Raw genomic sequence first — 25352 nt, forward strand, 5'->3', positions numbered from 1 at the left:
TCAAGCGCGGTCAAGGCGTGCCTGCGACAGCAGCCACAGGCAGAGATGCGGGTAGTCCACGCCCACGGCCTGCGCGGCCTTGGGTACCAGGGAGTGCGAAGTCATTCCCGGGCTGGTGTTCATCTCCAGCAGAAAGGGCTTCATGTCTGACTTGCGCAGCATCAGGTCGGCGCGGCCCCAGCCGCGGCAGCCAAGCAGGCGGTAGGCGTGCAACACCAGTTGCCGGATCTCGGCTTCGAGCGCGGCGGACAGCGAGCCGAAGACGTACTGCGTCGTGTCGGTCTCGTACTTGTTCGCGAAGTCGTAGTTGCCGGCCTCGGCGCGGATCTCGATGACGGGCAGCGCGACGGCGCCAGCGCCTTCACCGAGCACGGCGCAGGTCAGCTCGGGGCCTTCGATGCATTGCTCGAACAGCAGTTCGTCGTCGAAGCCCAGGGCCAGATCCACGGCGCCTTGCATGTCCGAATAGCCGGCGGCCTTGGTGATGCCGATGCTGCTGCCCTCGTGCGGCGGCTTGACGACGACGGGCAGGCCCAGAACATCGGGAATCGTGCGGATGCGCTCGCGCGTCAGCTCGGCGCGCGACAGGGCCAGGTATTGCGGCGTCGGCAGGCCTTCGTTGGCCCACAGGCGCTTGGTCATGGTCTTGTCCATCGCGACGCCGGAAGCCGTCACGCCGGAGCCCGTGTAGGGAACGCCCAGCCATTCGAGGGCGCCCTGGATGGTGCCGTCTTCGCCGCCGCGGCCGTGCAGCGCGATGAAGGCGCGATCGAAGCCCTCGTCCTTCAGGGCCTGCAGCGGACGCTCGGCGGGGTCGAAAGCGTGGGCGTCGACGCCGATGGACTGCAGCGCGGCCAGCACGCCATTGCCGCTCATCAGCGACACCGGCCGCTCGGCGCTGTGGCCGCCGAACAGCACGGCGACACGGCCGAGACTTCTGGCGTCGATGTTCAGGTCGATAGGCGGCTTCATGCTGCGCCTCCTTGGAAATGTTTCGCGACGCGGCTGGGCAGGCTGCTCATGGAACCTGCGCCCATGCCGATGACGACGTCGCCATCACGCGTCAGTGCCGCGAGAGCGGCGGGCATGTCGGCCACGGCGGCGACGAAGTTGGGCGTGCCCACGGCCTGGGCGAGCGCCTTGCCCGTCGCACCTTCGATGGGCTCCTCGCCCGCCGAATAGACCTCGGTCAGCAGCACCACGTCGGCGCCCTTCATCACGCGAACGAAGTCGGCAAAGCAGTCCCGCGTGCGCGTGTAGCGATGCGGCTGGAAGGCCAGCACCAGGCGGTGGCCGGGGTAGGCGCCGCGTGCGGCGGCCAGCACGGCGGCCATTTCGACGGGGTGATGGCCATAGTCGTCGACCAGGGCGAAGCGGCCGCCGTCGGCCGCCGGCCATTCGCCATGCTTCTCGAAGCGGCGACCGACGCCGGAGAAATTCGCCAGTGCCCTCTGGATGGCTTCGTCCGGGCAGTCCAGTTCCATCGCGATGGCGATGGCCGCGAGCGCGTTGCGCACATTGTGTTCGCCGGCCAGGTTCAACAGCACCTCGAGATCGTCGGCATCTTCGCGCTGGCAGGTGAAGCGCATCTGCGCACCGGCCAGGGCTTGCACGTTGACGGCGCGCACGCTGACGCCTTCGGACAGGCCGTAACTGACGACGGGGCGCTCGATGCGGCCGATGATGGCTTGCACGCCGGGGTCGTCGGCACAGACGACCGCCGCGCCGTAGAAGGGCATGCGGTGCAGGAACTCGACGAAGGCCGCGTGCAGCTTCTCGACCGAGTGGCCATAGGTGTCCATGTGGTCCTCGTCGATGTTGGTGACGACGGACAGCACCGGGCTGAGCTTCAGGAAGGAGGCATCGCTCTCGTCGGCCTCGACGACGATGAACTCGCCCCGGCCCAGGCGCGAGTTGGCGCCGGCGGCATTGAGCTTGCCGCCGATGACGAAGGTCGGGTCCAGGCCGGCCTCGACGAGGATGGCGGTGACGAGGGAGGTCGTCGTGGTCTTGCCATGCGTGCCGGCGATGGCGATGCCGCGGCGCAGGCGCATCAACTCGGCCAGCATGACGGCGCGCGGCACCACGGGGATCTGGCGCGCGCGGGCGGCGACGACCTCGGGGTTGTCGGCGGCCACGGCGGTGCTGGTGACCAGGGCTTGCGCGTCGCCGATATGGGGGGCGGAGTGACCGATCTCGACGCGCAGGCCCAGCGAGCGCAGGCGTTCGGTCGTGGCGCTCTCGGCCGCGTCGGAGCCGCTGACCTGGAAGCCCAGGTTGTGCAGGATCTCGGCGATGCCGCTCATGCCGGCGCCGCCGATGCCCACGAAATGCAGTCGTTGAACCGCGTGCTTCACTTCAACATTCCTTCGATTTCGTCGGCCACGCGGGCTGCCGCGCGGGGGCGGGCCAGCGAGCGGGCCTTCTCCCCCATGGCCAGCAGCGCGCCGCGGTCCAGGCCGCTCACCAACTCGTGCAGCTTGGCCGGCGTCAATTCGGTCTGTGGCAGATGGATGGCCGCGCCGTGCTGTGCCATGAAGACGGCGTTGTCGCGCTGGTGCGAGGTGGTGCTGACCACCAGCGGCACCAACACTGCGGCGCAACCGGCCGCGCAGAGTTCGCTGACCGTGATGGCGCCGGCGCGGCAGACGACGACATCGGCCCAGGCCAGGGCCGCTGCCATGTCGTCGATGAAGGGCCGCACCTCAGCCGACAGGCCGGCGTCGGTGTAGGCCTGCCAGACGGCACCGAGGTGGTCCTGGCCGGACTGGTGCAGCACCTGCGGGCGCTGGTCCTCGGGCCACAGCGCCAGCGCCTGCGGCAGAGTCTGGTTCAACGCGCGCGCGCCGAGCGAGCCGCCCAGCACCAGCAGGCGCAGCGGGCCCGTGCGGTCGGCAAAGCGCTCGGCGGGCGCCGGCAGGGCCTCGATCTCGGCGCGCACCGGATTGCCGCTGACGACGGCGCCCGACGTCGAAGCCGCCGCCGCACCGTCGAAGCCGAATGCAATCCGGCGCGCAAAAGGTTTCAGGGCGAGATTGCTCTTCAGCATCGCCGCATCGGCATTCACCAGCATCAGCGGCCGGCCGCTCAGAGCCGCCGTCATGCCGGCCGGCACGCAGACATAGCCGCCCATGCCCAGCACCGCCGTCGCGCGGCGCTTGTCGTAGACACGCCTGGCCTGGCCCAGCGACTTGAAGAAGCCGACGATGCCGCGCAGCATGTGGCCCAGGCCCTTGCCTCGCAGTCCGGCGAAGGGCAGCGCGTCGATCTCGATGCCGCGCGCTGGCACCAGACGGTTCTCCATGCCCTGCGGCGTGCCTATCCACGACACCGTCCAGCCGCGGCGCTGCATTTCTTCAGCCACGGCGAGACCGGGAATGACGTGGCCGCCCGTGCCGGCGGCCATCACGACGAGGTGGCGCGCGCTCATGAACGCCCTCCCCGCATCATTTGCCGGTTCTCGAGGTCAATCCTCAAGACGACAGCCAGCGCCACGCAATTCATCAGGATGGCCGAGCCACCAAAGCTCAGCAGCGGCAGCGTCAGTCCCTTGGTCGGCAGTGCGCCCAGATTCACGCCCATGTTGATGAAGGCCTGGCCGCCCATCCAGATGCCGATGCCTTGCGCATAGAGGCCGGCGAACACGCGGTCCAGCGCGATGGCCTGGCGGCCGATCAGGAAGCAGCGGCGGGTCAGCCAGAAGAAGGCGAGGATCACCACGGCAACGCCAGCAAAGCCCAGTTCCTCGCCGATGACGGCGAGCAGGAAGTCGGTGTGGGCCTCGGGCAGGTAGTGCAGCTTCTCGACGCTGCTGCCCAGGCCCTGGCCCAGCCACTCGCCGCGGCCGAAGGCGATCAGGCTGTGGGTCAGCTGGTAGGCCTTGCCCTGGGCGTATTTGTCGTCCCAGGGGTTGAGGTAGGCAAAGATGCGCTCGCGGCGGAACTCGCTGAAGGTGATCATCAGCGTGAAAGCGCCCACCAGCACCAGCGTGATCAGCAGGAACATGCGGCCGTTGACGCCGCCGAGGAAGAGGATGCCCATCGCGATGGCCGCGATGACCATGAAGGCCCCCATGTCGGGTTCGGCCAGCAGCAGCAGGCCCACGAAGGCCAGCGAGATGGCCATGGGCGTGACGGCCTGGAAGAAGTTCTCCCGGGCGTCCATCTTGCGCATCATGTAGTTGGCCGCGTACAGCGCGATGCCGAACTTGGCCAGCTCCGAGGGCTGGAAGTTCATGACCCCGAGCGGGATCCAGCGCCGCGCGCCGTAGACGACCTTGCCGACGCCCGGGATGAGCACGGCGACCAGCAGCACCAGGGCCGCGACGAAAACCCAGGGCGCGTAACGCTCCCACAGCGACACCGGAATCTGCACGGTGATCAACCCGGCGATCAGCGCAAAGCCGATGGCCACCATGTGGCGGGTCAGGAAGTGGGTCGGCAGGTATTTGGCAAAACGCGGGTTGTCCGGCAGCGCGATGGAGGCCGAATAGACCATCAGCAGGCCGAAGGCCATCAGTGCAAGCACGACCCACACCATGGTGATGTCGAAGCCCTGCAGCTGGGTCGGGCGGCCGGCGGACGTGGACACCCAGTCGCGCACCGGCACGCTGGCGTCTTCGCCATCGCGCTTCCAGAAGGACTGCAGCCTGGCAGTGAAACCTCCCAACACGGCGTTCACAGCGCGACACCCCGCTCATCGGCCAACTGCTGCACCGTCGCGACGAAGACCTCGGCGCGGTGGGCGTAGTTCCTGAACATGTCCAGGCTGGCGCAGGCGGGCGACAGCAGCACGCTGTCGCCGCTCTGGGCCTGCTGCAGGCACCATGCGGTGGCGGCCTCGAGCGTGTCGTGGCGCTGCATCAGCACGCCGGTATTCAGCAGCACCGCCTCGATCTGCGGCGCATCGCGGCCGATCAGCGCGACGGCGCGGGCATGGCGAGCCACGCCATCGGCCAGCGGCGCAAAGTCCTGGCCCTTGCCGTCGCCGCCCAGGATGAGCACCAGCTTGGCGGGGGCGCGGTCGGCACCCAGGCCGCTGATCGCCGCGACGGTGGCGCCGACATTGGTGCCCTTGGAATCGTCGTAGAACTGGACGCCGTCGATGCTGCCCACGGGCTCGACGCGATGCGGCTCGCCGCGGTATTCGCGCAGACCATGCAGCATGGGCGCCAGCTCGCAGCCAGCCGCCGTCGCAAGTGCCAGCGCGGCCAGCGCGTTGGCGGCGTTGTGGCGGCCGCGCACGCGCAGTGCATCGGCCGGCATCAGGCGCTGGATGATCAGGGCCTCGTCCTCGTCGCCTTTGCGTTTCTTGATCGTCGGGTCCAGTTCGCGGGCGCGCACCAGCCAGGTGAGGCCGCCCTCTTCCGTCAGGCCGAAATCGCCCGGCGCACGCGGCGGGTTCAAGCCGAAGCGCACGACATTGCGCGACACCGTGCGGCCCGCCTTGCCGCGGCTGCCCTTGACGAACACCGGTGCCGGCACCAGGGCCTCGACTTCGGCGTCGTCACGGTTGGCGACGATGACGGACTCGCGGCCGAAGATGCGTGCCTTGGCGCGGCCATAGGCGGCCATGTCGCCATGCCAGTCGAGATGGTCCTGGGTCAGGTTGAGCACCGCGCCGGCGGTGGGCTCGAAGCCTGTGACACCGTCGAGCTGGAAGCTGGACAGCTCCAGCACCCAGACCTCGGGCAGGGTCTCGAAGACCGGGCCGCGCGGCGGTGGCGGGGCTATGGGCAGGGGCGTGTCTTCGTCCGTTAGCACGGCAGCGGCTTCTTCGGCAGCGGCGGCTTCCTCTTGCTCGACCGGAACATCCTCGATGGCTTCGGCAAGCGCCTCGGCCGGCGTCTCTTCGACGACGGGCGCCGGGTCAGGCTCCTTGGCCAGGGCCTCGGTCAGCGTATCCAGCAGGGTCGGGCCAATATTGCCGGCGACAGCCACGCGCTTGCCGGCGCGCTCGGCCAGCAGGCCGGTCATGCAGGTCGTCGTCGTCTTGCCGTTGGTGCCGGTGATGGCCAGCACCGCGGGCGCATAGCCGTGCTGCGCCTTCAGCGCAGCCAGCGCATCGGCGAACAGATCCAGTTCGCCACGCACGGCGGGGCCGTGTTCGTAGACGGCCTTGAGGCGCGCATCCAGCGGCGACAGGCCGGGGCTCTTCAGCACGGCGTTGAAGCCGACGACGTTTTCCGCCGTCAGCTCGCCGGTGACGAAGGCGGCCCCATTGCCGATCGTGCCCAGCGCTTCCAGCTGCGGCGGCTTCTCGCGCGAGTCCCACACCGTGACCTGCGCCCCGAAACGCGCGCACCAGCGAGCCATCGCGAGACCGGAGTCCCCGAGGCCCAGCACGAGCACGCGCTGTTCGTTGAGTTGGGGCAGGTCCAGCTTCATGCGCTCACCGCAACTTGAGGCTGGCCAGGCCGACGAGGCAGAGCAGCATGGTGATGATCCAGAAGCGGATGACGACCTGCGTCTCGTTCCAGCCGCTCTTCTCGAAATGGTGGTGCAGCGGCGCCATCTTGAAGATGCGCCGGCCCTCGCCGAACTTCTTCTTGGTGAACTTGAACCAGCTGACCTGCAGCATCACGCTCAGCACCTCGGCGACGAAGATGCCGCCCATGATGCCGAGCAGGATTTCCTGGCGCGTGATGACGGCCAGCGTGCCCAGGCCACCGCCCAGGGCCAGCGCGCCGACGTCACCCATGAAGACCTGGGCCGGATGGGCGTTGAACCACAGGAAGGCCAGGCCCGCGCCGGCCATGGCGGCGCAGAAGATCAGCAACTCGCCGGCTCCGGGGATATAGGGCAGCAGCAGGTATTTGGCGAACACCGACGAGCCGGTCAGGTAGGCGAACAGGCCCAGGGCCGAGCCCACCATCACCACCGGCATGATGGCCAGGCCGTCCAGGCCGTCGGTGAAGTTGACCGCGTTGCTGGTGCCGACGATGACGAAATAGGCCAGGGCCACGAAGCCCCAGACGCCCAGCGGCATGCTGATGGTCTTGAAGAAGGGGATCAGCAGGTCGGCCTTGGGCGGCAGCTCGGTCGAGAAGCCGCTGCTCACCCAGCGGAAGAAGAGCTGCACGACGCCGAGGAAGCTCGTTTCCGACACGCTGAAGGCGAGATACAGCGCGGCGAACAGGCCGATCAGCGACTGCCAGAAGAACTTCTCGCGGCTCTTCATGCCCTCGGGATTCTTGTCGACGACCTTGCGCCAGTCGTCCACCCAGCCCACCGCGCCGAAGCCCATGGTCACCAGCATGACGACCCAGACGAAGCGGTTGCTCCAGTCGAACCACAGCAGCGTCGACACGCCGATGCCGATCAGCACCAGCACACCGCCCATCGTCGGCGTGCCACTCTTGGCCAGGTGGGCCTGCACGCCGTAGGCACGCACGGGCTGGCCGATCTTCATCTCGGTCAGGCGGCGGATCACCCAGGGACCGAAGGCCAGGCCGATCAACAGGGCCGTCATGGCCGCCATCACCGCGCGGAAGGTGATGTAGTTGAAGAGGCGCAAGAAGCCCAGGTCGGGATAGAGGCCCTGCAGCCACTGGGCGAGGCTAAGCAGCATGGGTGTCTCCAGTTTGGGTTTGCAAGGCGGAGACCACTTGTTCCATCTTCATGAAGCGCGAGCCCTTGACCAGGGTCTGGGCCGCGTCGGGTTGTTCTTTCAGGGCGGCGATGAGGGCGGCCGTGTTGTCGAAGGCGCGCGCCTTGGCGCCGTAGGCGGCGGCGGCGTCGCGGGCGGCCGCACCGGCCGTCCAGAAGTGGGCGATGCCACGCTCGGCCGCATAGGCGCCCACCTCGCGGTGGAAGGCCGGACCTTCGTTGCCCACCTCGCCCATGTCGCCGAGGATGAGCCAGCCCTCGCCCGGCATGCCGGCCAGCACGTCGATGGCGGCGCGCACGCTGTCGGGGTTGGCGTTGTAGCTGTCGTCGATGAGGGTCTTGCCGTGCGCGTCGAGCTTGAGTTCCGAGCGGCCCTTGACGGCGCGGAAGGCTTCCAGGCCCTGGGCTATTGCGGTCAGCGGCGCCCCGGCGGCCAGCGAGCAGGCGGCTGCCGCGAGGGCGTTGCGCACGTTGTGCTCACCGGCCATGTGCAGAGCGACCGGTGCAGTGCCCGCGGGCGTGTGCAGTTCCAGCGCCCAGTGCGTGCCCATCCAGGCGGCGTCGCCGGTCACGTCGGCCTCGCCGCGCAGCGCGAAGCTCAGATGCGGACGCGAACCGGCCAGCTCCAGCCAGATCGGTGCGCAGGCGTCTTCGGCGGGGAAGACGGCGCAGCCGCTGTTGCCGAGCGCTTCGATGACGGCACCGTTCTCGCGTGCGACGGCCTCGACCGTGGCCATGAACTCCTGGTGTTCGCGCTGGGCGTTGTTGACCAGGGCCACCGTCGGCTGCGTCATGGCCGCCAGCGGCGCGATCTCGCCGGGATGGTTCATGCCCAGCTCGATGACGGCGGCGCGGTGGCTGACCTCGTCGTCATGGCGCAGGCGCAGCAGCGTCAGCGGCACGCCGATGTCGTTGTTGTAGTTGCCTTCGGTCGCCAGGGCCGCGTCGCCCACCCAGGCGCGCAGGATGCTGGCGATCATCTGGGTCGTCGTCGTCTTGCCGTTGGAGCCGGTGACGGCGATGACGGGCAACTGCTGCTGGCGGCGCCAGGCGGCGGCGAGCTGGCCGAGTGCCACCTTGGCGTCCGGAACCAGCAGGCCGGGCAGATCGCCGAGGTTGCGTTCGGCGAGCGCTGCCACGGCGCCGGCTTGCGCAGCCTGGGCGATGAAGTCGTTGGCGTCGAAGCGTTCACCGCGCAGGGCGACAAAGAGATCGCCGGCCTTGAGCGTACGCGTGTCGCTGTGCACGCGGGCGAAGCCCAAATTGCCAATATCGTCGCCGTCGCCCACCAGCGTCGAGCCGGGCAGCAGGGCTTGGGCTTGGGCCAGGGTCAGGAAGTTCACAGACCCGCCCTTTCGAGCAGCGCCGCGCGCGCCTCGGCCACATCGGAGAAGGGTCGGCGCACGCCGTTCACTTCCTGGTAGTCCTCGTGGCCCTTGCCGGCGATCAGCACGATGTCGCGCGAACCGGCCTCGGTGATGGCCGCGCGGATGGCTTCCTCGCGGGCCTCGATGACGAGGGCGTCGGGTGCGGCCACGGCGATGTCGCCCATGATCTGGACCGGCGCTTCGGTGCGCGGGTTGTCGGTGGTGACGACCACGCGGCCTGCCAGGCGGGCCGCGATGGCGCCCATCTGCGGGCGCTTGCCGCGGTCGCGGTCGCCGCCGCAGCCGAAGACGCAGACCAGCTCGCCGCCGCGCGCCTGGGCCAGACCCTGCAGGGCCGAGAGCGCCTTGTCCAGCGCATCCGGCGTGTGGGCGTAGTCGACGACGACCTGGGGCAATTCGCGGCCATTGCCGACGCGCTGCATGCGGCCCGGCACGGGCGTCACGCGGCCCAGCACGCGGGCCACGTCGGCCAGCGCATGGCCTTGCGCACGCAGGGCACCGGCCACGCCGAGCAGGTTGGCGGCGTTGTAGTCGCCGATCAGGCTGGTCTGCACGGAGATGGCTTCGCCGCCCTCGTGCAGCGTGAAGGCCAGGCCCTCGCCGGTGTAGCGCAGGCCGCGGGCCGACAAGCGGGCATCGCTGCGCTCGACGCCCGTGGTCCAGACGTCCAGCGAAGTCAACTCAGCCGCCAGCTCGGCACCCTTGGGGTCGTCCAGGTTGATGACGGCGGCACGCAGGCCGGGGAAGCTGAACAACGCCCGCTTGGCCGCCCAGTAGGCGTCCATGGTGCGGTGGTAGTCGAGATGGTCCTGCGTGAAGTTGGTGAACACGGCCACGCGCACCGCGCTGCCGGCCAGGCGGCCTTCGACGATGCCGATGCTGCTGGCCTCGATGGCGCAGGCCGAGAAGGCGTCATCGCGCATGCGGGCGAAGGCGGCCTGCAGCAGCACGGGATCGGGCGTGGTCAGGCCGTTGTAGTCCAGCTTGGGCGGCTCGCCGATGCCCAGCGTGCCGACGACGCCGCAGCGCTTGCCGAGCTGGGCCGAGGCCTGGGCGATCCACCAGGCCGACGAGGTCTTGCCATTGGTGCCGGTGACGGCGATGACGTCCAGCGTGTCGGTGGGCTTGCCGAAGAAGGTGGCGGCGATGTCGCCGGTGCGGGCCTTGAGGCCGGGCAGCGAGGCCACGCGGGCGTCGGTGAAGCCGAAGCGCTCGACGTCGGCCTCTTCGACCAGGCAGGTGGCGGCGCCAGCGGCCAGGGCCGCGGCCACGTACTCGCGGCCGTCGCGCGCATAGCCGGGCCAGGCGATGAAGGCATCGCCGGCCTGGACCTGGCGGCTGTCGGTGCGCAAGGTGCCGGTGCACCATTCGGCCAGCCAGCGAGCGGCGGCGTCGGAGGATTTCAAACGAGTCAGCATCAGAAGCTTTCCTCTGTGGCGACGGCCTTCTGGTTGGCGACGATCTGGCTCTTCACGTCCAGGTCGGGCTGCACGCCCAGCAAACGCAGCGTCTGGGCGGTGACCTGGCTGAACACCGGGCCGGCGACCTTGCCACCGTAGTACACGCCGGCGGTCGGCTCGTCGACCATGACGGCGACGACGATGCGCGGCTTGCTGATGGGCGCGATGCCGACGAACCAGGAACGGTATTTGTGGCTGGCGTAGCCCTTGCCTTCCTGCTTGTGGGCTGTGCCGCTCTTGCCGCCGATGCTGTAGCCGGGCACCTGCGCCTCGGGCGCCGTGCCACCGGGGCCGGCCGCGGCCTGCAGCATCAGGCGCAGGTCCTGGGTGACCTTGGGGCTGAAGACACGGATGCCGGCGACCGGATGATCGTGCGGCTGGCGCAGCATGCTGACGGGGATGATCTCGCCGTCACGCGCGAACACGGTGTAGGCGCGGGCCAGCTGGAACAGCGACGCCGACAGGCCGTAGCCATAGCTCATGGTCGCCTGCTCGATGGGCCGCCAGGTCTTGTAGGGCCGCAGCTTGCCGCTGATGGCGCCGGGGAAGTTGATCTGCGGACGCTGGCCCAGGCCGATGGCCGTGAACATCTCGTGCATCTCGCGCGGCTGCATCTGCATCGCCAGCTTGGTGGCGCCGATGTTGCTGGAGAACTTGATGACCTCGCGCACCGGGATCACGCCATGGGCATGGGTGTCGCTGATGACGGCACCCTGGAAGGCGTATTTGCCGTTGCCGGTGTCCACCAGGGTGTCGGGCGTGCTGCGGCCGGTCTCCATCGACAGGCCGGCGATGAAGGGCTTCATCGTCGAGCCGGGCTCGAAGACGTCGGTCAGGGCGCGGTTTCGCAGTTGCTCGCCGGACAGGTTCTGGCGGTTGCCGGGGTCGTAGCTCGGGAAGTTGGCCAGGGCCAGCACCTCGCCCGTCTGCGCGTCCAGCACGACGACGGAGCCGGCCTTGGCCTTGTTCTCGGCCACCGCGTCGCGGATGCGCTGGTAGGCGAAGAACTGCACCTTGGAGTCGACGGCCAGGTCGATGTCCTGGCCGTTGGCGGCCGGCACCACGTCGCCGATGTCTTCCACCACGCGGCCCAGGCGGTCGCGCACGACGGAGCGCGAGCCGTCGCGGCCCTGCAGCTCCTTCTGGAAGGCCAGTTCGATGCCCTCCTGGCCGCGGTCTTCCACATTGGTGAAGCCGACCACATGGGCGGCGGCCTCGCCCTCGGGGTATTTGCGGCGGTACTCGCGGTCCTGGAAGATGCCCTTGAGGCCGATGGCCTTCACCTTGGCCGCGGTCTCGTCATCGGCCAGGCGCTTGAGCCAGACGAAGCGCGTCTCGGGGTTGAGCTTGACCTCCAGCTCCTTGTTGGACAGGCCCAGGGCCTTGGCCAGCTCGCGGCGCTTGTCGGCGTCAGCGTCGACTTCCTTGGGAATGGCCCAGATCGACGGCACGGCCACGCTGGCTGCCAGCACCTGGCCGGTGCGGTCGTTGATGCGGCCGCGGCTGGCGGGCAGTTCCAGCGTGTGGGCGTAGCGGGCCTCGCCCTGCTTCTGGAAGAAGTCGGTGTTCAGCACCTGCACGTAGACGGCGCGGGCCAGCAGGCCGAGGAAGGCCAGGCCGACCAGGGCGACCAGGAAGCGCGAGCGCCACGGCGGCGTCTTGGACGCCAGCAGCGGGCTGGTCGAGTAACTGACCGCGCGGGCGCCGGACTGGTTGGCCTTGTTGGCCTTGTTCGCCTTGCTCATGGCGTCACCCCCGAGGCCACGACGGCCGGGCTGATGACGCGCATGCCCAGGCGCTCGCGGGCCACCTGTTCGACGCGCAGATTGGTGGCCTGCGCATGGCGCTCGGCGGCGAGGCGCTCGGCGTCGGCCGCCAGGCGCTGGCCCTCGGCCTTGGCCTTGTCGCGCTCGGCGAACAGACGACGCGACTCGTAGGCGCTGTGCACCAAGACGACGCCGCTGGCCAGCACGGCGAGGATCAGGATCAGGTTGAGCTTGGCCACCGCTTCAGCCCTTCAACGGCGCATCGGTGCGCTCGGCGATGCGCAACACCGCCGACCGGGAGCGCGGATTGGCAGCCACCTCGGCGTCGCTGGGCTTGATGCGGCCCAGCGCATTCAGGACCAGCGGCGCCGGTTCGGCGAAGGGCGCGCGGCGGTCGAACACTGCCTTGCTGTGTTCGGCGATGAATTGCTTGACGCGACGGTCTTCCAGCGAATGGAAGCTGATGATGGACAGCCGCCCGCCCGGCGCCAGCAGATGCAGGGCGGCGTTCAGCCCTTGATCCAGTTGCTCAAGCTCGCCATTGACATGAATCCGAAGGGCTTGAAAGGTGCGGGTCGCCGGATCCTGGCCGGGCTCGCGGGTCTTGACCGTGCGAGCCACGAGTTCGCGCAGTTCGTCGGTGCGCGTGAGCGGCGTACCGGTTTCTCGGCGAGCAACAACCGCCTTTGCAATCTGGCCAGCAAACCGTTCTTCGCCATAGTCTCGAATCACCCTTGCAATCTCGCGCTCCTCGGCGCGGGCGAGGAAGTCGGCCACGCTCTCGCCGCGCGTGGTGTCCATGCGCATGTCCAGGGGACCCTCGAAGCGGAAACTGAAGCCGCGCTCCGGGTTGTCGATCTGAGGGCTGGACACGCCCAGGTCCAGCAGCACACCATCCACCTGATGCACACCCAGATTCGCCAGCTCATGGGCCATGTCGGCAAAGCCGCTGTGGACGATGGAGAAGCGCGGGTCGGTGATGGCGGCGGCCGCGGCAATGGCCTCGGGGTCGCGGTCGATGCCGATCAGGCGGCCCTCGGGCGCCAGCTTGCTCAGCAGCAGGCGCGAATGCCCGCCACGGCCGAAGGTGCCGTCCACATAGACGCCGTCGGGGCGTGCGAGCACACCGTCGACCGCCTCGTTCAGCAGCACGGTGGTGTGGCGGAACTCGGCGCTCTCACTCATCTCGCCGCCCATCAGAAGCTGAAGTCCTTGAGCGCGTCGGGCAGCGGGCCGGCCATCACTTCGGCCTCATGGGCGGCATGGGCTTCGGCATCCCAGAGCTCGAAGTGGCTGCCCATGCCAATCAGCATCACGTCGCTCTTCAGCCCTGCGCTCTTGCGCAGCTCGGGCGAGACCAGCACGCGCGCCGCCGAGTCGACCTCGACGTCCATCGCGTTACCGAGAAAAACACGCTTCCAGCCGGCGGCCGACATCGGCAGGGCGGCGACCTTGTCGCGGAAGACCTCCCAGGTCGGCCGCGGAAACAGCATCAGGCAGCCGTCCGGGTGCTTGGTGACGGTCAGGCGCCCCTGGCAGATCAGCTGCAGCACCTCACGATGTCGGCTGGGCACGCTCAGGCGTCCCTTGGCATCTAAAGCCAAGTTGGAGGCACCCTGAAAGACGATTTCCGACACTTTTCACCACGAAACGACACTTCCTCCCACTTTAAGGGTCAGACCCTGCCGGGTCAAGTTTCCGCACAAGTTTTTTCAATGAAATCAAGCACTTAGCGACAGCTGTCAATTTATACAGCCTGCGAAGAAAATACCTTTTAGAAATAAGGACTTGCCAGGATATTGCGAAGTTCTTCTTGAAGTACCGGACGCGGCGGCATCGCGTTTGCCCCCATGCTTGAGGCCTCCGCGCCATGGCGACCGCCCGGCCAGCGTCATGTCTGACAGGGTTTTGCCGCACAAATCACGGCAAACCTTTGCAGCGAGCCGCCCAGAATGCTTCGGCCCCCGCAATTTCTGCTGAAATTTCATGCTGTTTCAGCCCTGCCGATCAAGAACTCAACCCCGGGGCTCCCACCGAATACCAAGACGCGAGGCGCCCCCATGAATTTCTTGTCCCGTATGCGCATCGGACAACGCCTCACGGCCGGCTTCGCGGTCGTGATCGCCTGCCTGATCGCGATCACGCTGCTGGGCTATTTCGGCATCCAGACGCTGAACGGCGAGATCAGCCAGCTGATCAGCGGCGACTACAAGACCGTGGCCCTGGCCAACCGCGCCAAGGCGGAGCTGGGCGACGCCTCGCGCAGCATGATGACGACGCTGATCATGACCGGCGAGGACCAGATCAAGAAGGAGCTGGACACCGTCGCCGGCCTGCTGGCCGCCCATGAGAAGACCATGGCCGAGCTCAAGCCTCTGCTGATCGACGAGACCAGCCAGGAGCAGTTGAAGGCGGTGGAAGAAGCCCGCGCCAAGTTCATGGCCGGCCAGGCCGCCTTCGTGAAGACCGTGGCCTCCGGCGACACCGAGGGTGCGCCGCTGAAGTACCAGTTCTCGGTGCGCGCCGCCCAGGGCAAATACATGGCCGCGCTGGACAAGCTGGTCCAGACGCGCAATGCCGCCATGGATGCGGCTGGCGAGAAGTCCAATCAGGTGGCCCACAAGCGGGGTCTGCTGGTGGTCGGACTGGCAGTGCTCGCCATCGTGGCCAGCGTGCTGACCAGCGTGCTGATCACCCGCGGCATCGTCAATCCGCTGCGCGGCGCTGTCGCCGTGGCACGCAAGGTGGCCTCGGGCAACCTGACCAGCGAAATCGAGGTGCGCAGTCACGATGAGACCGGCGAGTTGCTGCAGGCCCTGCGCGACATGAACGAGAGCCTGAAGGGCATCGTCGGCCGCGTGCGCGAGGGCACCGAATCCATCTCGTCCGCCTCCAGCGAGATCGCCAGCGGCAACCTGGATCTGTCGGTGCGCACCGAGGCCCAGGCCGCGTCTCTCGAGCAGACCTTGTCGGCCATGAAGACGCTGACCGACGCCGTGCAGCAAAACGCCCAGAACGCCCAGCAGGCCAACCAGCTGGCCCAGGCGGCTTCCCAGGTGGCCGGCGAAGGCGGCGCGGTGGTGGCCAAGGTCGTGACGACCATGGGCAGCATCGATGCCTCGTCCAAGAAGATCGTCGACATCATCAGCGTCATCGACGGCATCGCCTTCCAGACCAACATCCTGGCCCTGAACGCGGCCGTGGAAGCCGCGCGGGCCGGTGAGCAGGGCCGTGGCTTCGCCGTCGTGGCCGGCGAGGTGCGCTCGCTGGCCGGCCGCAGCGCCGACGCCGCCAAGGAGATCAAGCGCCTCATCAGCGACTCGGTCGAGAAGGTCGCCCAGGGCAGCCAACTGGTCGCCCAGGCCGGCAACACCATGCAGGGCGTGGTGGCAAGCGTGCAACGCATGACGGACATCATGGGCGAGATCACGCACGCCAGTGCCGAACAGAGCTCCGGCATCGAGCGTGTCACGCATACCATCCATGACATGGACAAGAGCACGCAGCAGAACGCCGCGCTGGTGGAAGAAGCCGCCGCCGCCGCCGACTCGCTGCGCGCCCAGGCCCATGGTCTCGAAGAAGTCGTCAGCCTCTTCAAGCTCGAAGCGGCGCACTGATCCCCATCCCCCCAAAAGATTCAGGAGACTCCATGAAGACGCACAAAGCCATCCGCTGGATTGCCGGCCTCGGCCTGGCTCTGGGCATGGCCAGCACGGCGATGGCCATCGACGTCGGCGGCATCAAATTCGACGACACCGTCAAGGTGGGCGGCAAGGAACTCAAGGTCAACGGCGCCGGCGTGCGCGTGCGCATCGTCGTCAAGGTCTACTCCCTGGTCCTCTATCTGCCCGACAAGAAGGACACCACGGCCGGCGTGCTGGAAACCACCGGCCCGCGCCGCTTCAGCCTCGGCCTGCTGCGCGAGGTGACCGGCGACGATCTGGGCCAGGCCTTCATGGCCGGCATCACGGCCAACACCGACAAGGCCGAGCGCTCCAAGTTCGTCAACCAGCTCGCCCAATTCGGCGAGACCTTCGTCAACATCCCCCAGGGCAAGAAGGGCGACATCATCACCGTGGACTGGGTGCCCGACACCGGTACCGTCATGTACCTCAACGGCAAGCCCATCGGCGAGCCCATGAAGGACGTTGCCTTCTACAACGCGGTGCTGAAGATCTGGCTGGGCGACAAGCCGGTCGACTCCTCGCTGAAGCCCCAGCTGCTGGGCAAGGGCTGACGTACATGCGCCACGAAACACGCCATGCCGCCACCGCGACGTGGCGTGTTTTGCCTTTGGCGGCCCGAACTCATGGCAGCATGACCTCATCTTGAGCCGCAAGCCCTCGTCCTCCCTCTTTGCCGCCCTGGCCCTCGGCGCCAGCATCGGCCTGCTGCTTCCGGCCCTGATCGTCGGTGGCCTGTTCATCGGCCTGCGCGAATCCAAGGTCGCCGAGCAGGCCCTGCAGCGCGATCTCGACGCCAAGCTCGACGTGCTGGCCAGCAGCCTGCCCGAGCTGCTGTGGAACCTGGACGCCGTCGCCGCGCGCGAGGTCGTGTCGGCCATCGTCAAGTCGCCCGAGGTCGTGCGCGTCAGCGTCAGCGACGCCTCGCAGGGCCTGCCCTTCATCGAGAACCACCTGCCCGAGCGGCGCCTGGGCCAGACCCTGACCGGCGAGCGCGACATCCTGCGCGGCGCCACCCGCATCGGTCATATCCAGATCGAGATCGACGACCACCTCAGCACGACGGCCGTGCTACGCCAGCGCTGGCTCTACGGCGCCACCGTCGGCGGCCAGCTGCTGGCCTCGCTGGCCCTGGTGCTGTGGCTGCTCAATTCACGCCTGTTCCGCCCGCTGCGCGAGCTCGGCGACTTCGCCAACGACCTCGCCGAGGGCCGCTTCAACGCCAAGCTGGAGCACACCCGCCAGGACGAAATCGGCCTGCTCGGCGGCCACCTCGAGCACATGCGCGACGCGCTGCAGCAGCAGTTCGACGCCCAGCGCAACCTTATCGAGCGCCTGCGCGGCATGGCCGAGACCGTGCCCGGCGTCGTCTACCAGCTGCGCCTGGCGGTCAACGGGGAGTTCTCCTTCGCCTATGTCAGCGAGGCGGTGCGCGAATACTTCCTGCTCGGCAGCGCCGAGCTGAGTCGCAGCGCCGCCCCCTGGTTCGAGCGCATCCACCCCGACGACCGCGCCGCCGTGCGCGAGAGCCTGCTGGCCTCGGCCCGCAACCTCAGCCCCTGGCAGCAGGAGTTCCGCACGCCGCAGGCCGATGGCAGCGAGCGCTGGATCTACGGCAATGCCATCGCCCAGCGCGAGGCCGACGGCAGCGTGCTGTGGCACGGCTTCCTGACCGACATCTCGCGCCAGCGTCGCGACGCGCTGGAGCTGGAGCGCTACCGCCACCACCTCGAGGAACTCGTCGAGGCGCGCACCGCCGAGCTGGCCGAAGCCACCCAGGCCGCCCAGGCCGCCAGCCTGGCCAAGAGCGCCTTCCTGGCCAATATGAGCCACGAGATCCGCACGCCGATGAACGCCATCATCGGCCTGACCTATCTGGCCCAGAGCGACACCATCGAGCCCGAGCAGCAGCAGCGGCTGCAGAAGGTGGCCAACGCGGCCGAGCACCTGCTCAGCGTCATCAACAACGTGCTGGACTTTTCCAAGATCGAGGCCGGCAAGGTCGGACTGGAGCAGCGTGAATTCACCGTCGGCGAGGTGCTGGACAACATCGCCAACATGACGACCCAGACCGCGGCGGCCAAACGCCTGCGCGTCGAGACCGACGTGTCGCCGGCCCTGCGCAGCCGCACGCTGATCGGCGATCCGCAGCGCATTTCCGAGGTGCTGCTGAACTTCGCCGGCAACGCCGTCAAGTTCACCGACAGCGGCTTCGTGCGCCTCGCGGCACGCCTCCAGGAAGGCGCACCGGGCGCCGCGCTGACACTGCGCTTCGAGGTGCAGGACAGCGGCATCGGCATCGCGCCCGATGCGCAGGCCCGCCTGTTCCGCGACTTCGAGCAGGCCGACAGTTCGACGACGCGGCGCTATGGCGGCACCGGCCTGGGCCTGGCCATCTGTCGCCGCCTGGCCGAGCTGATGGGCGGCCATGTCGGCGTCGACAGCGCCCTGGGCCGCGGCAGCACCTTCTGGTTCGCCCTGCCCGTCGAGGCGGCTGCCCAGGCCCCGACTGCGCCCGTGGCGGCACCGCGGCCGCACTCGGCCCGCGAGCGCCTGGCCGAACTGGCGGCAGGCCAGTCGCGTCGCATCCTGCTGGCCGAGGACAACCCGGTCAACCAGGAGGTGGCCGTCGCCCTCATCGGCAGCGCAGGCCTGACGGTGGACGTCGCCGCGGACGGCCAGCAGGCCGTCGACATGGCCAAGGCCGGCGACTACGCCCTGGTGCTGATGGATGTGCAGATGCCGGTCATGGACGGCCTGGATGCCACCCGCGCCATCCGCCGCCTGCCCCAGGGTGCCGCCCTGCCCATCCTGGCCATGACGGCCAATGCCTTCGACGACGAACGCCAGCGCTGCCTGGATGCCGGCATGGACGACCATGTCGCCAAGCCGGTCGTCGCCGAACAGCTGTTCGCCACGCTGCACGACTGGTTGTCGGGCGCCAAGGCCGTGCGAGCTCGCTCAACGCCCTGAAGCCCTGCTGACGACGCGGTGACCCGCGTACACCGCCGCGCGGCGGGGCTAGAGTCGTCCCAAACCGTTGCGCGGGAGGCTACATGAAGACATTCGCGTTCGGCCTGCTGGTTCTCTGCGCTCCAGCGCTGGCCCAAGGGCAGCAGCGGCTGGTGCTGACGACCGAGGAATATCCGCCCTACAACATGAGCGACGCCCAGGGCCACGTCGTCGGCATCTCGACCGAGATCGTCAAGACCTTGCTGGACACCGCGGGCATCGAATACGAGGTGGCGGTCTATCCCTGGGCACGCGCCATCGCCATGGCGCGCCTGCAGATCAACACCTGCGTGTACTCCATGTCCCGCACGCCGGAACGTGAAGACCTCTATCGCTGGATAGGCCCGCTGGTGGCCAACGACTGGACGCTGTTTGCCCGCGGCGGGGCCAGCCGTCCCGGGCAACTGGAAGAAGCGCAGAACATGAGGATAGGCAGCTACCAGGGCGACGCCATCGTCAGCTATCTGCAGACGCGCGGCTATCTGGTGGACGTGGCCCCCAACGACGACGCCAACCCCAAGAAGCTGCTCGCGGGCCGCATCGACTACTGGGCCACGGGCCGGTTGATCGGCCAGTACCGGCTCAAGCAGCAGGGCATCAGCGGGATCGAGCCGGTGCTGACCTTCAACCACACCGAGATGTACCTGGCCTGCAACAAGCAGCTGCCCGACGAACAGGTCAGGCTGCTCAACGCGACGCTGCAGCAGCTCGAAAGAAAGGGCACGATCAAGAAGATCCATGCCGCCGCGGGCTACACGCCTTGAGCGGCGCCGGCCCGGCCTACTGCGACTCCTTGATCAAGCGCCCCGACCCGGCCTGCAAGGGCCGCGCATTCATCGGATAAAGCTTGGCGAAGATGCCGATCTGCTGGGCCGAGGCGGCCACGGGCTGGCGCATCACCATCCACAGCACGCCTTCGCTGCAGGGCGGCGTCGTCAGCGAACCCATATAGGTGTAGTAGCTGCGGTCGGTGGGCAGCAGCTGGTTCAGGTCGATCTGCACCTGGGCCGCCAGCGCCTCGCCCTTTTCAAGCGGCAGATTGGCCCAGACGGTCTGGATCAGCGGCTGGGGCTTGTTGTCGGGCCCGCGCTCCAGCAGCACGGCGACGACGGCCAGCTTGCCCTGGGCATCCTTGTGCACGAGATGGGCCACCATGTCGAACTGCTTGCCGTTGACGCGTTCCTCGCTGGGGCGATGGAAGTGGAACTGCACCAGCTCAAAGCGCCGGCCCATGACGGTCAGATCGTTGCCGGCCGCCACATTGACCTGGATGGTGTGGCCGTTGTCCTGCACCGAGAAATTGCTGGCGCGGTAGTCGAAGCCGATCTGCTCCAGATCGACGGCGATGCCTTCGCGGATGTCGATGGGGCTCTGGCGCGTGCCGACGGCGCAGAGCTTGTTGTCCGGAGCCAGTTCGGCCCAATGCTCGGGTCCGACGTCGCCGGCATAGCCCCAATGCGCGGGCTTGGCCGCTTCGGGCTTGGCGGCCTTGGCCGTCTTGCCGGTCGACTTGGCAGTGGCCGTGCCCTCGCTCTTGGTGGACAGTCGTTCGGCCAGGCGCTGGCGCAGCACGTCCACGGGCTCCTTGGAGGGCTCCTCGGCCTGGGCGGTGAGCGCCAACAGGCAGGCGGCGAGCGTCATGCGGGTTTTCATCCGCTGATTTTCGGCAACTGTGCCGTCGGCTTGAGCCGCGGCCCGGCTGCAGGCCGACAAATAGTTGGGAAGCGGCGGGAAATCAGTTCGCGACCGAACGCCTGACGCTGTACCAGGACACCAGCCCCACCATCATCAGCCCCGCCGACGTCAGGGCCAGGGCGACGGTCGAATGCATGACCAGGGGCACCAGCAGGCCGGCCACCAGGCCGTTGGCCGCCGAGCCTATGCAGGCCTGCAGCGACGAGGCCATGCCGCGGCGCTCGGGCACCTGGTCCAGCACCAGCAGCGTGACGACGGGCACCATCAGCGCCCAGCCGAAGGCGAACAGGCCCACCATGGGCAGGGCCCAGAAGGCGCTCAGCGGCGCGAAGAGATTGAGCAGCACATTGCTGACCGACACCGCCACCATGATGCGAAAGCCGCGCATGATCTGGCGCTTCGGGCTCATCCTGCCGGCCAGGCGGCCGCTGACCGCGGCGCCGGCCATGATGCCGCCGATGGAGCACAGGAAGAACCAGAAGAACTGCTGCGGCGCGAAATGCAGATGCTCGCCCAGGAAGACGGGCGTGGCCAGCACGTAGAGGAACATGCCGTTGAAGGGAATGCCGCTGGCGAGCACCAGCATCATGAACTTGCGGCTGCTGCACAGCCGCCAGTACTCGCGCATCAGGGCGCCGACGTGAAAAGGCTGGGCCAGCTTGGGATGCAGGGTCTCGGGCAGCAGCCGCCAGTTGGACACCAGCAGGGCCGCACCCACCGCCGTCAGGAACCAGAAGATGGAGTGCCAGTCGGCGTGCACGAACAGGAAACCGCCGACCATGGGCGCGATGGCCGGCGCGACGCCGAAGAAGAGGGTCACCTGCGACATCACGCGCTGGGCGTCCGCCGGCGGGAACATGTCGCGGATGATGGCGCGCGACACGACGATGCCGGCCCCCGCCGACATGCCCTGCACGGTGCGCCAGAACACCAGCTGGCCGATGGAGCCCGCCATCGCGCATCCGATGCTGGCGCCCGTGAACACCGCCAGGCCGATCAGCACCACCGGCCGGCGGCCGAAGCAATCCGACAGCGCGCCGTGGAAGAGGTTCATGAAGGCGAACCCCAGCAGATAGGCCGACAGCGTCTGCTGCATCTGCACCGGCGTCGCATCCAGGGCCGAAGCGATGCCGGCGAAGGCCGGCAGATAGGTGTCGATGGAGAAGGGCCCGACCATGGCCAAACAGGCCAACAGCACGGACAGGGCCCAGCGGGGCGCGCGCCAGAGGCGGCTGGCGTCAGGATTCATCGAGGGGGTGCTTGGATGAGTCGGCAGCCGCGGGTTGCGGCTGCCGGCCAGTGTATCGACCCCTCCCGACCCGCGACGTCGCGGGGTTGACTCAGGCGAAGCCGCTGCGCGCCTGGGCCGTCTTGAACTGCGAGATCACGTCCAGCAGGCCGGCCGCCTGCTGCTGCAGGCTCTCGGCCGCCGCCGCGCTCTGCTCGACGAGGGCCGCGTTCTGCTGCGTGCCCTGGTCGATGGAGGCGACTGCCTGATTGACCTGGCCGATGCCGCTGCTCTGCTCGGTCGCCGAGGCGTTGATCTCGGCCATCAGGTCGGTCATGCGGCGCACCTGGCTGACGATGTCGCCCATGGTGGTGCCGGCCTCGCCGACGAGTTGGCTGCCGGCCTCGACCTTCTCGACGCTGGCGCCGATCAGGCCCTTGATCTCGCGCGCCGCCTGGGCGCTGCGCTGGGCCAGGGCCCGTACCTCGCCGGCCACCACCGCGAAGCCGCGGCCCTGTTCACCGGCGCGCGCCGCTTCCACGGCGGCATTCAGCGCCAGGATATTGGTCTGGAAGGCGATGCCGTCGATGGTGCCGATGATGTCGGCGATCCTGCGGCTGGAGTCGCTGATCTCGCCCATGGTCATCACGACGCGCTGCACGACGTCGCCGCCGCGGCCGGCCACCTCGGTGGCGGCGCTGGCGAGCTGGCTGGCCTGGCGCGAGCTCTCGGCCGTCTGCTGCACGGTGGACGTCATCTGCTGCATGGAGGCCGCCGTCTGCTGCAGGGCGCTGGCCTGCTGCTCGGTGCGGCTGGACAGGTCATGGTTGCCGCTGGCGATCTGCTGCGAGGCCGTGGCAATGCTGTCGGCCGACTGGCGCACGCGCCCCACCATGTCGACCAGGCCGTCGTTCATGCGCTTGAGGGCCGCCAGCAGCTGGCCAGTCTCATCCTCGCGGTCGACGACGATGTCGGAACTCAGGTCGCCCGAGGCCACGGCTTCGGCCAGTCGCACGGCTCGCTCCAGCGGTCGCGTCACGGCGTTGCTGAGCGCCAGGCCCAGCAGCACGGCGGCGGCGACCGCGGCGATGCAGGCGCCCAGCATCAGCAGGCGGTCACTGCCATAGGCGCTCTCGGCCTGCTGGGCGCGCTCGACGGCCGCGTGCTCCTCGTAGGCGAGGAAATCGCCGGTGGCCTTCAGCAGGGCTGCCAGCAGCGGGCGACATTCGGCGTTCATCTTGGCGATGGCGTCATCACGCCTGTCGTTCAGCGCCATGCCGACGATGGCCAGCGCCACCGGTCCGTACTGGGCTTCGACGCGCTCCATCTCGCCCACCAGGGCGCGGTCGCGGTCGGACAGGTCGGTCGCCTTGCCCAGCGCCTGCTTGAGCTTGGCCAGCGACTGCTGCATGTCTTCATGGGCCCGGGTGACGGCGGCCTTCTCCAGATCGCGGTCGGCCGGCGTCGTCACCAGCACGAGGTTGCGCGCCGCGATGGCCCGCCGCGACGCCGCGTCGCGCACGTCGTTGGCCAGGCGCTCTCGCTGACCCACGCCCTCCAGGTAGCCCGTGAAGCGGCCGTTCGAGCGGCTCAGCGAATTCAGGGCCAGGCCGGATACCAGCAGCACCACGGCCGCCAGCAGGGCGAATCCCAGCATCAGCTTGGCACGCAACCTCAGATTGCTCAACTTCATTTCAACACTCCCTTGGCTTGGCCCGGCGCTTGGATCCGGTGCTCGATCCGGGCGGTTCGGGCACCGTGGAATCTCATTCGATGGGTGGACAGCCTTGCCGCGACTCGAGGCCGATCCGCAACTGCTTCGGAGGGAATGGGGTCTGCCGGGCATGGCGCGGCGGGCAAACAGGGGCGCTCCCGGCACCGCCGTTGGCGCCGCCCCCCGGGCCTGAGCCGGGACGAGATCCTCGTGATCTCCGGGATCATCTTTTCTCCCTGCCGGGGCTGCTGCCCGCGACTGACACCCGACCACTGGCGCTGCGGCATCATGACGTTAGGCCTAACGTCACGTCAACGTGAAATCTAGTCGTTGCCGCCGCGCTTGGCGAGGGAAAACAAGGGGGAGAAGGGGAAGTGAAGGAAATAAAGAGTGAAGCAAGCCGATAGGCCGGATTCTGTGCACCGCCCTCCCCTTGCGGTTCGGACGGCGTGACCGCCATTCCTCTGGGCCGGACATCACTGCCCGGCTCGGTGCCACCTACCCGCCAGCTCTGCGAGCCGCATCAACGCTGGCCTACTTGGTGTTGCTGCGCGTAGAGATTGCCCGTTTCACCTCTGCCGGGCAGAGCCCGGCAGAGGTGCTATGCAGTTCGCGCTTGCGCGCGACGGTGCGAGGCTTTCGCCTCACCCCACACCAGCTTGCGCTGGCGCCGCAAAGACCACCCATCGGGATGTCCCCACAGAACTCGTCTCTGTTGCTCTGATCCTCGGCTTTCGCCGGGCAGCCGTTAGCTGCTACGCCGCTCTATGCAGTCCGGACCTTCCTCCAGGGCCATGTTTCCATGCTTGCCCCAGCGGCGGTCTGGCTTGCTTCACACTAGCGATTATCCCAGCACCTTTGCCCAGGACTCCGCATGAAGGCCCAAAGCATCCTCGACACCATCGGCAACACCCCTCACATCCGCCTGCAACGCCTGTTCGGCGGGGCCGAGGTCTGGGTCAAGTCCGAGCGCAGCAACCCGGGTGGCTCCATCAAGGACCGCATCGCGCTGTCCATGGTCGAGGACGCCGAGGCCCAGGGCCGCCTCAAGCCCGGCGGCACCATCATCGAGCCGACCTCGGGCAACACCGGCGTCGGCCTGGCCATGGTGGCGGCCGTCAAGGGCTACAAGCTCATCCTCGTCATGCCCGACAGCATGAGCGTCGAGCGCCGTCGCCTGATGCTGGCCTACGGGGCCAGCTTCGACCTGACGCCGCGCGAGAAGGGCATGAAGGGCGCCATCGCCCGCGCCCGCGAGCTGCTCGAGCAGCACCCGGGCTCCTGGATGCCGCAGCAGTTCGAGAACGCGGCCAACCCGGCCATCCACGTGAAGGCGACGGCGCAGGAAATCTTGCGCGATTTCCCCGACGGCCTGGACGCGCTGATCACCGGCGTCGGCACCGGCGGCCACATCACCGGCTGCGCCCAGGTGCTCAAGCGCTCGTGGCCCCAGCTCAAGGTCTACGCGGTGGAGCCCAGCGCCTCACCGGTCATCAGCGGCGGCCAGCCCAGCCCGCACCCCATCCAGGGCATCGGCGCCGGCTTCATCCCGGCGGTGCTGGACACGGCCCTGCTGGACGGCGTCATCCAGGTCGAGGCCGAGGCGGCGCGCGAATACGCCCGCCGCTGCGCCCGCGAAGAGGGCCTGCTGGTGGGCATCTCCAGCGGCGCGACGCTCGCGGCGATTGCGCAGAAGCTGCCCGAGCTGCCCGCGCATGCGCGGGTGCTGGGCTTCAACTACGACACCGGCGAGCGCTATCTGTCGGTCGACGGCTTCCTGCCCCAGACCTGAGCGGCGC

The 25352-nt window shown here is 68.3% G+C and carries 20 protein-coding genes and 1 other RNA gene; 5 read left to right on the forward strand and 16 right to left on the reverse strand.

The features are described from left to right. Genes AC3WOE_RS10440 through mraZ form a run of 12 tightly spaced genes read right to left on the reverse strand, consistent with a single transcriptional unit; the run spans position 1 to position 13849 of the window. Entirely contained in the window at positions 1–972 is a 972-nt protein-coding gene (locus AC3WOE_RS10440) for a D-alanine--D-alanine ligase (RefSeq protein ID WP_492690271.1), read from the reverse strand. Further along, on the reverse strand, positions 969–2357 hold the full coding sequence (gene murC, locus AC3WOE_RS10445; protein ID WP_492690272.1) for a UDP-N-acetylmuramate--L-alanine ligase: 1389 nt from the start codon (positions 2355–2357) through the stop codon (positions 969–971). The genes AC3WOE_RS10440 and murC overlap by 4 nt, the downstream gene beginning before the upstream one ends. Next, a complete protein-coding gene (gene murG / locus AC3WOE_RS10450; RefSeq protein WP_492690273.1) occupies positions 2354–3430 on the reverse strand; it encodes an undecaprenyldiphospho-muramoylpentapeptide beta-N-acetylglucosaminyltransferase in 1077 nt (358 codons plus the stop codon). Before murG ends, murC begins: the two co-directional genes overlap by 4 nt. Beyond that, complete coding sequence (gene ftsW / locus AC3WOE_RS10455) at positions 3427–4668, reverse strand: putative lipid II flippase FtsW (RefSeq protein ID WP_492690275.1); 1242 nt, start codon at positions 4666–4668, stop codon at positions 3427–3429. The genes murG and ftsW overlap by 4 nt, the downstream gene beginning before the upstream one ends. Positions 4669–4676: 8 nt before the next feature. Continuing rightward, positions 4677–6386 carry a UDP-N-acetylmuramoyl-L-alanine--D-glutamate ligase gene (gene murD / locus AC3WOE_RS10460; RefSeq protein WP_492690277.1) on the reverse strand — a complete coding sequence of 570 codons (1710 nt, stop codon included), beginning with the start codon at positions 6384–6386 and terminating at the stop codon, positions 4677–4679. 4 nt (positions 6387–6390) lie between these two features. Then, complete coding sequence (mraY, locus tag AC3WOE_RS10465) at positions 6391–7569, reverse strand: phospho-N-acetylmuramoyl-pentapeptide-transferase (protein ID WP_492690279.1); 1179 nt, start codon at positions 7567–7569, stop codon at positions 6391–6393. Continuing rightward, positions 7559–8941, reverse strand: a complete 1383-nt coding sequence (locus AC3WOE_RS10470; RefSeq protein WP_492690331.1) for a UDP-N-acetylmuramoyl-tripeptide--D-alanyl-D-alanine ligase — start codon at positions 8939–8941, stop codon at positions 7559–7561. The genes mraY and AC3WOE_RS10470 overlap by 11 nt, the downstream gene beginning before the upstream one ends. 5 nt (positions 8942–8946) lie before the next feature. Further along, positions 8947–10413: a UDP-N-acetylmuramoyl-L-alanyl-D-glutamate--2,6-diaminopimelate ligase gene (locus tag AC3WOE_RS10475; RefSeq protein WP_492690281.1), complete on the reverse strand. Its 1467-nt coding sequence runs from the start codon at positions 10411–10413 to the stop codon at positions 8947–8949. After that, positions 10413–12200, reverse strand: a complete 1788-nt coding sequence (locus tag AC3WOE_RS10480) for a peptidoglycan D,D-transpeptidase FtsI family protein (protein WP_492690283.1) — start codon at positions 12198–12200, stop codon at positions 10413–10415. The genes AC3WOE_RS10475 and AC3WOE_RS10480 overlap by 1 nt, the downstream gene beginning before the upstream one ends. Then, positions 12197–12460, reverse strand: a complete 264-nt coding sequence (gene ftsL / locus AC3WOE_RS10485) for a cell division protein FtsL (RefSeq protein WP_310263624.1) — start codon at positions 12458–12460, stop codon at positions 12197–12199. Before ftsL ends, AC3WOE_RS10480 begins: the two co-directional genes overlap by 4 nt. A gap of 4 nt (positions 12461–12464) precedes the next feature. After that, complete coding sequence (rsmH, locus tag AC3WOE_RS10490; RefSeq protein WP_492690285.1) at positions 12465–13406, reverse strand: 16S rRNA (cytosine(1402)-N(4))-methyltransferase RsmH; 942 nt, start codon at positions 13404–13406, stop codon at positions 12465–12467. An 11-nt stretch (positions 13407–13417) separates the two neighbouring features. Next, on the reverse strand, positions 13418–13849 hold the full coding sequence (gene mraZ, locus AC3WOE_RS10495; RefSeq protein ID WP_492690333.1) for a division/cell wall cluster transcriptional repressor MraZ: 432 nt from the start codon (positions 13847–13849) through the stop codon (positions 13418–13420). Between the two features lie 432 nt (positions 13850–14281). On the opposite strand from mraZ, the gene AC3WOE_RS10500 reads away from it, so the two are divergent. The 4 genes from AC3WOE_RS10500 to AC3WOE_RS10515 all read left to right on the forward strand — a co-directional run bounded on the left by AC3WOE_RS10500 (position 14282) and on the right by AC3WOE_RS10515 (position 19680). Continuing rightward, on the forward strand, positions 14282–15838 hold the full coding sequence (locus tag AC3WOE_RS10500) for a methyl-accepting chemotaxis protein (RefSeq protein WP_492690287.1): 1557 nt from the start codon (positions 14282–14284) through the stop codon (positions 15836–15838). 32 nt (positions 15839–15870) lie between these two features. Further along, entirely contained in the window at positions 15871–16458 is a 588-nt protein-coding gene (locus tag AC3WOE_RS10505; RefSeq protein ID WP_492690288.1) for a chalcone isomerase family protein, read from the forward strand. 91 nt (positions 16459–16549) lie between these two features. Continuing rightward, entirely contained in the window at positions 16550–18877 is a 2328-nt protein-coding gene (locus tag AC3WOE_RS10510) for an ATP-binding protein (RefSeq protein ID WP_492690289.1), read from the forward strand. Between the two features lie 83 nt (positions 18878–18960). Further along, positions 18961–19680, forward strand: coding sequence for a substrate-binding periplasmic protein (locus AC3WOE_RS10515; RefSeq protein WP_492690290.1), 720 nt, complete (start codon positions 18961–18963; stop codon positions 19678–19680). A gap of 16 nt (positions 19681–19696) precedes the next feature. Here AC3WOE_RS10515 and AC3WOE_RS10520 read toward each other — a convergent pair whose 3' ends face one another. The 4 genes from AC3WOE_RS10520 to rnpB form a co-directional block, all read right to left on the reverse strand. Next, complete coding sequence (locus AC3WOE_RS10520; protein WP_492690292.1) at positions 19697–20569, reverse strand: carbonic anhydrase; 873 nt, start codon at positions 20567–20569, stop codon at positions 19697–19699. Positions 20570–20651: 82 nt separating this feature from the next. Then, complete coding sequence (locus AC3WOE_RS10525; protein ID WP_492690293.1) at positions 20652–21860, reverse strand: multidrug effflux MFS transporter; 1209 nt, start codon at positions 21858–21860, stop codon at positions 20652–20654. 91 nt (positions 21861–21951) lie between these two features. Further along, the gene (locus AC3WOE_RS10530) at positions 21952–23532 is read right to left on the reverse strand and encodes a methyl-accepting chemotaxis protein (protein ID WP_492690295.1); all 1581 of its coding nucleotides are present in this window, start codon (positions 23530–23532) and stop codon (positions 21952–21954) included. A 409-nt stretch (positions 23533–23941) separates the two neighbouring features. After that, positions 23942–24387, reverse strand: an RNA gene (gene rnpB, locus AC3WOE_RS10535) — RNase P RNA component class A. Between the two features lie 40 nt (positions 24388–24427). Here rnpB and cysK point away from each other — a divergent pair. Next, positions 24428–25345, forward strand: a complete 918-nt coding sequence (gene cysK / locus AC3WOE_RS10540) for a cysteine synthase A (protein ID WP_492690296.1) — start codon at positions 24428–24430, stop codon at positions 25343–25345. Positions 25346–25352 lie beyond the last annotated feature (7 nt).

This window comes from Roseateles sp. FW305-36 (assembly GCF_058787015.1).

Excerpts from the sequence above, each read along its gene's own strand:
- AC3WOE_RS10440 (WP_492690271.1), bottom strand. The coding sequence starts at position 972 with ATGAAGCCGCCTATCGACCTGAACATCGACGCCAGAAGTCTCGGCCGT.
- murG (WP_492690273.1), bottom strand. The coding sequence starts at position 3,430 with ATGAGCGCGCGCCACCTCGTCGTGATGGCCGCCGGCACGGGCGGCCAC.
- murD (WP_492690277.1), bottom strand. The coding sequence starts at position 6,386 with ATGAAGCTGGACCTGCCCCAACTCAACGAACAGCGCGTGCTCGTGCTG.
- mraY (WP_492690279.1), bottom strand. The coding sequence starts at position 7,569 with ATGCTGCTTAGCCTCGCCCAGTGGCTGCAGGGCCTCTATCCCGACCTG.
- AC3WOE_RS10475 (WP_492690281.1), bottom strand. The coding sequence starts at position 10,413 with ATGCTGACTCGTTTGAAATCCTCCGACGCCGCCGCTCGCTGGCTGGCC.
- AC3WOE_RS10480 (WP_492690283.1), bottom strand. The coding sequence starts at position 12,200 with ATGAGCAAGGCGAACAAGGCCAACAAGGCCAACCAGTCCGGCGCCCGC.
- rsmH (WP_492690285.1), bottom strand. The coding sequence starts at position 13,406 with ATGAGTGAGAGCGCCGAGTTCCGCCACACCACCGTGCTGCTGAACGAG.
- AC3WOE_RS10500 (WP_492690287.1), top strand. The coding sequence starts at position 14,282 with ATGAATTTCTTGTCCCGTATGCGCATCGGACAACGCCTCACGGCCGGC.
- AC3WOE_RS10505 (WP_492690288.1), top strand. The coding sequence starts at position 15,871 with ATGAAGACGCACAAAGCCATCCGCTGGATTGCCGGCCTCGGCCTGGCT.
- AC3WOE_RS10515 (WP_492690290.1), top strand. The coding sequence starts at position 18,961 with ATGAAGACATTCGCGTTCGGCCTGCTGGTTCTCTGCGCTCCAGCGCTG.
- AC3WOE_RS10520 (WP_492690292.1), bottom strand. The coding sequence starts at position 20,569 with ATGAAAACCCGCATGACGCTCGCCGCCTGCCTGTTGGCGCTCACCGCC.
- AC3WOE_RS10525 (WP_492690293.1), bottom strand. The coding sequence starts at position 21,860 with ATGAATCCTGACGCCAGCCGCCTCTGGCGCGCGCCCCGCTGGGCCCTG.
- AC3WOE_RS10530 (WP_492690295.1), bottom strand. The coding sequence starts at position 23,532 with ATGAAGTTGAGCAATCTGAGGTTGCGTGCCAAGCTGATGCTGGGATTC.
- cysK (WP_492690296.1), top strand. The coding sequence starts at position 24,428 with ATGAAGGCCCAAAGCATCCTCGACACCATCGGCAACACCCCTCACATC.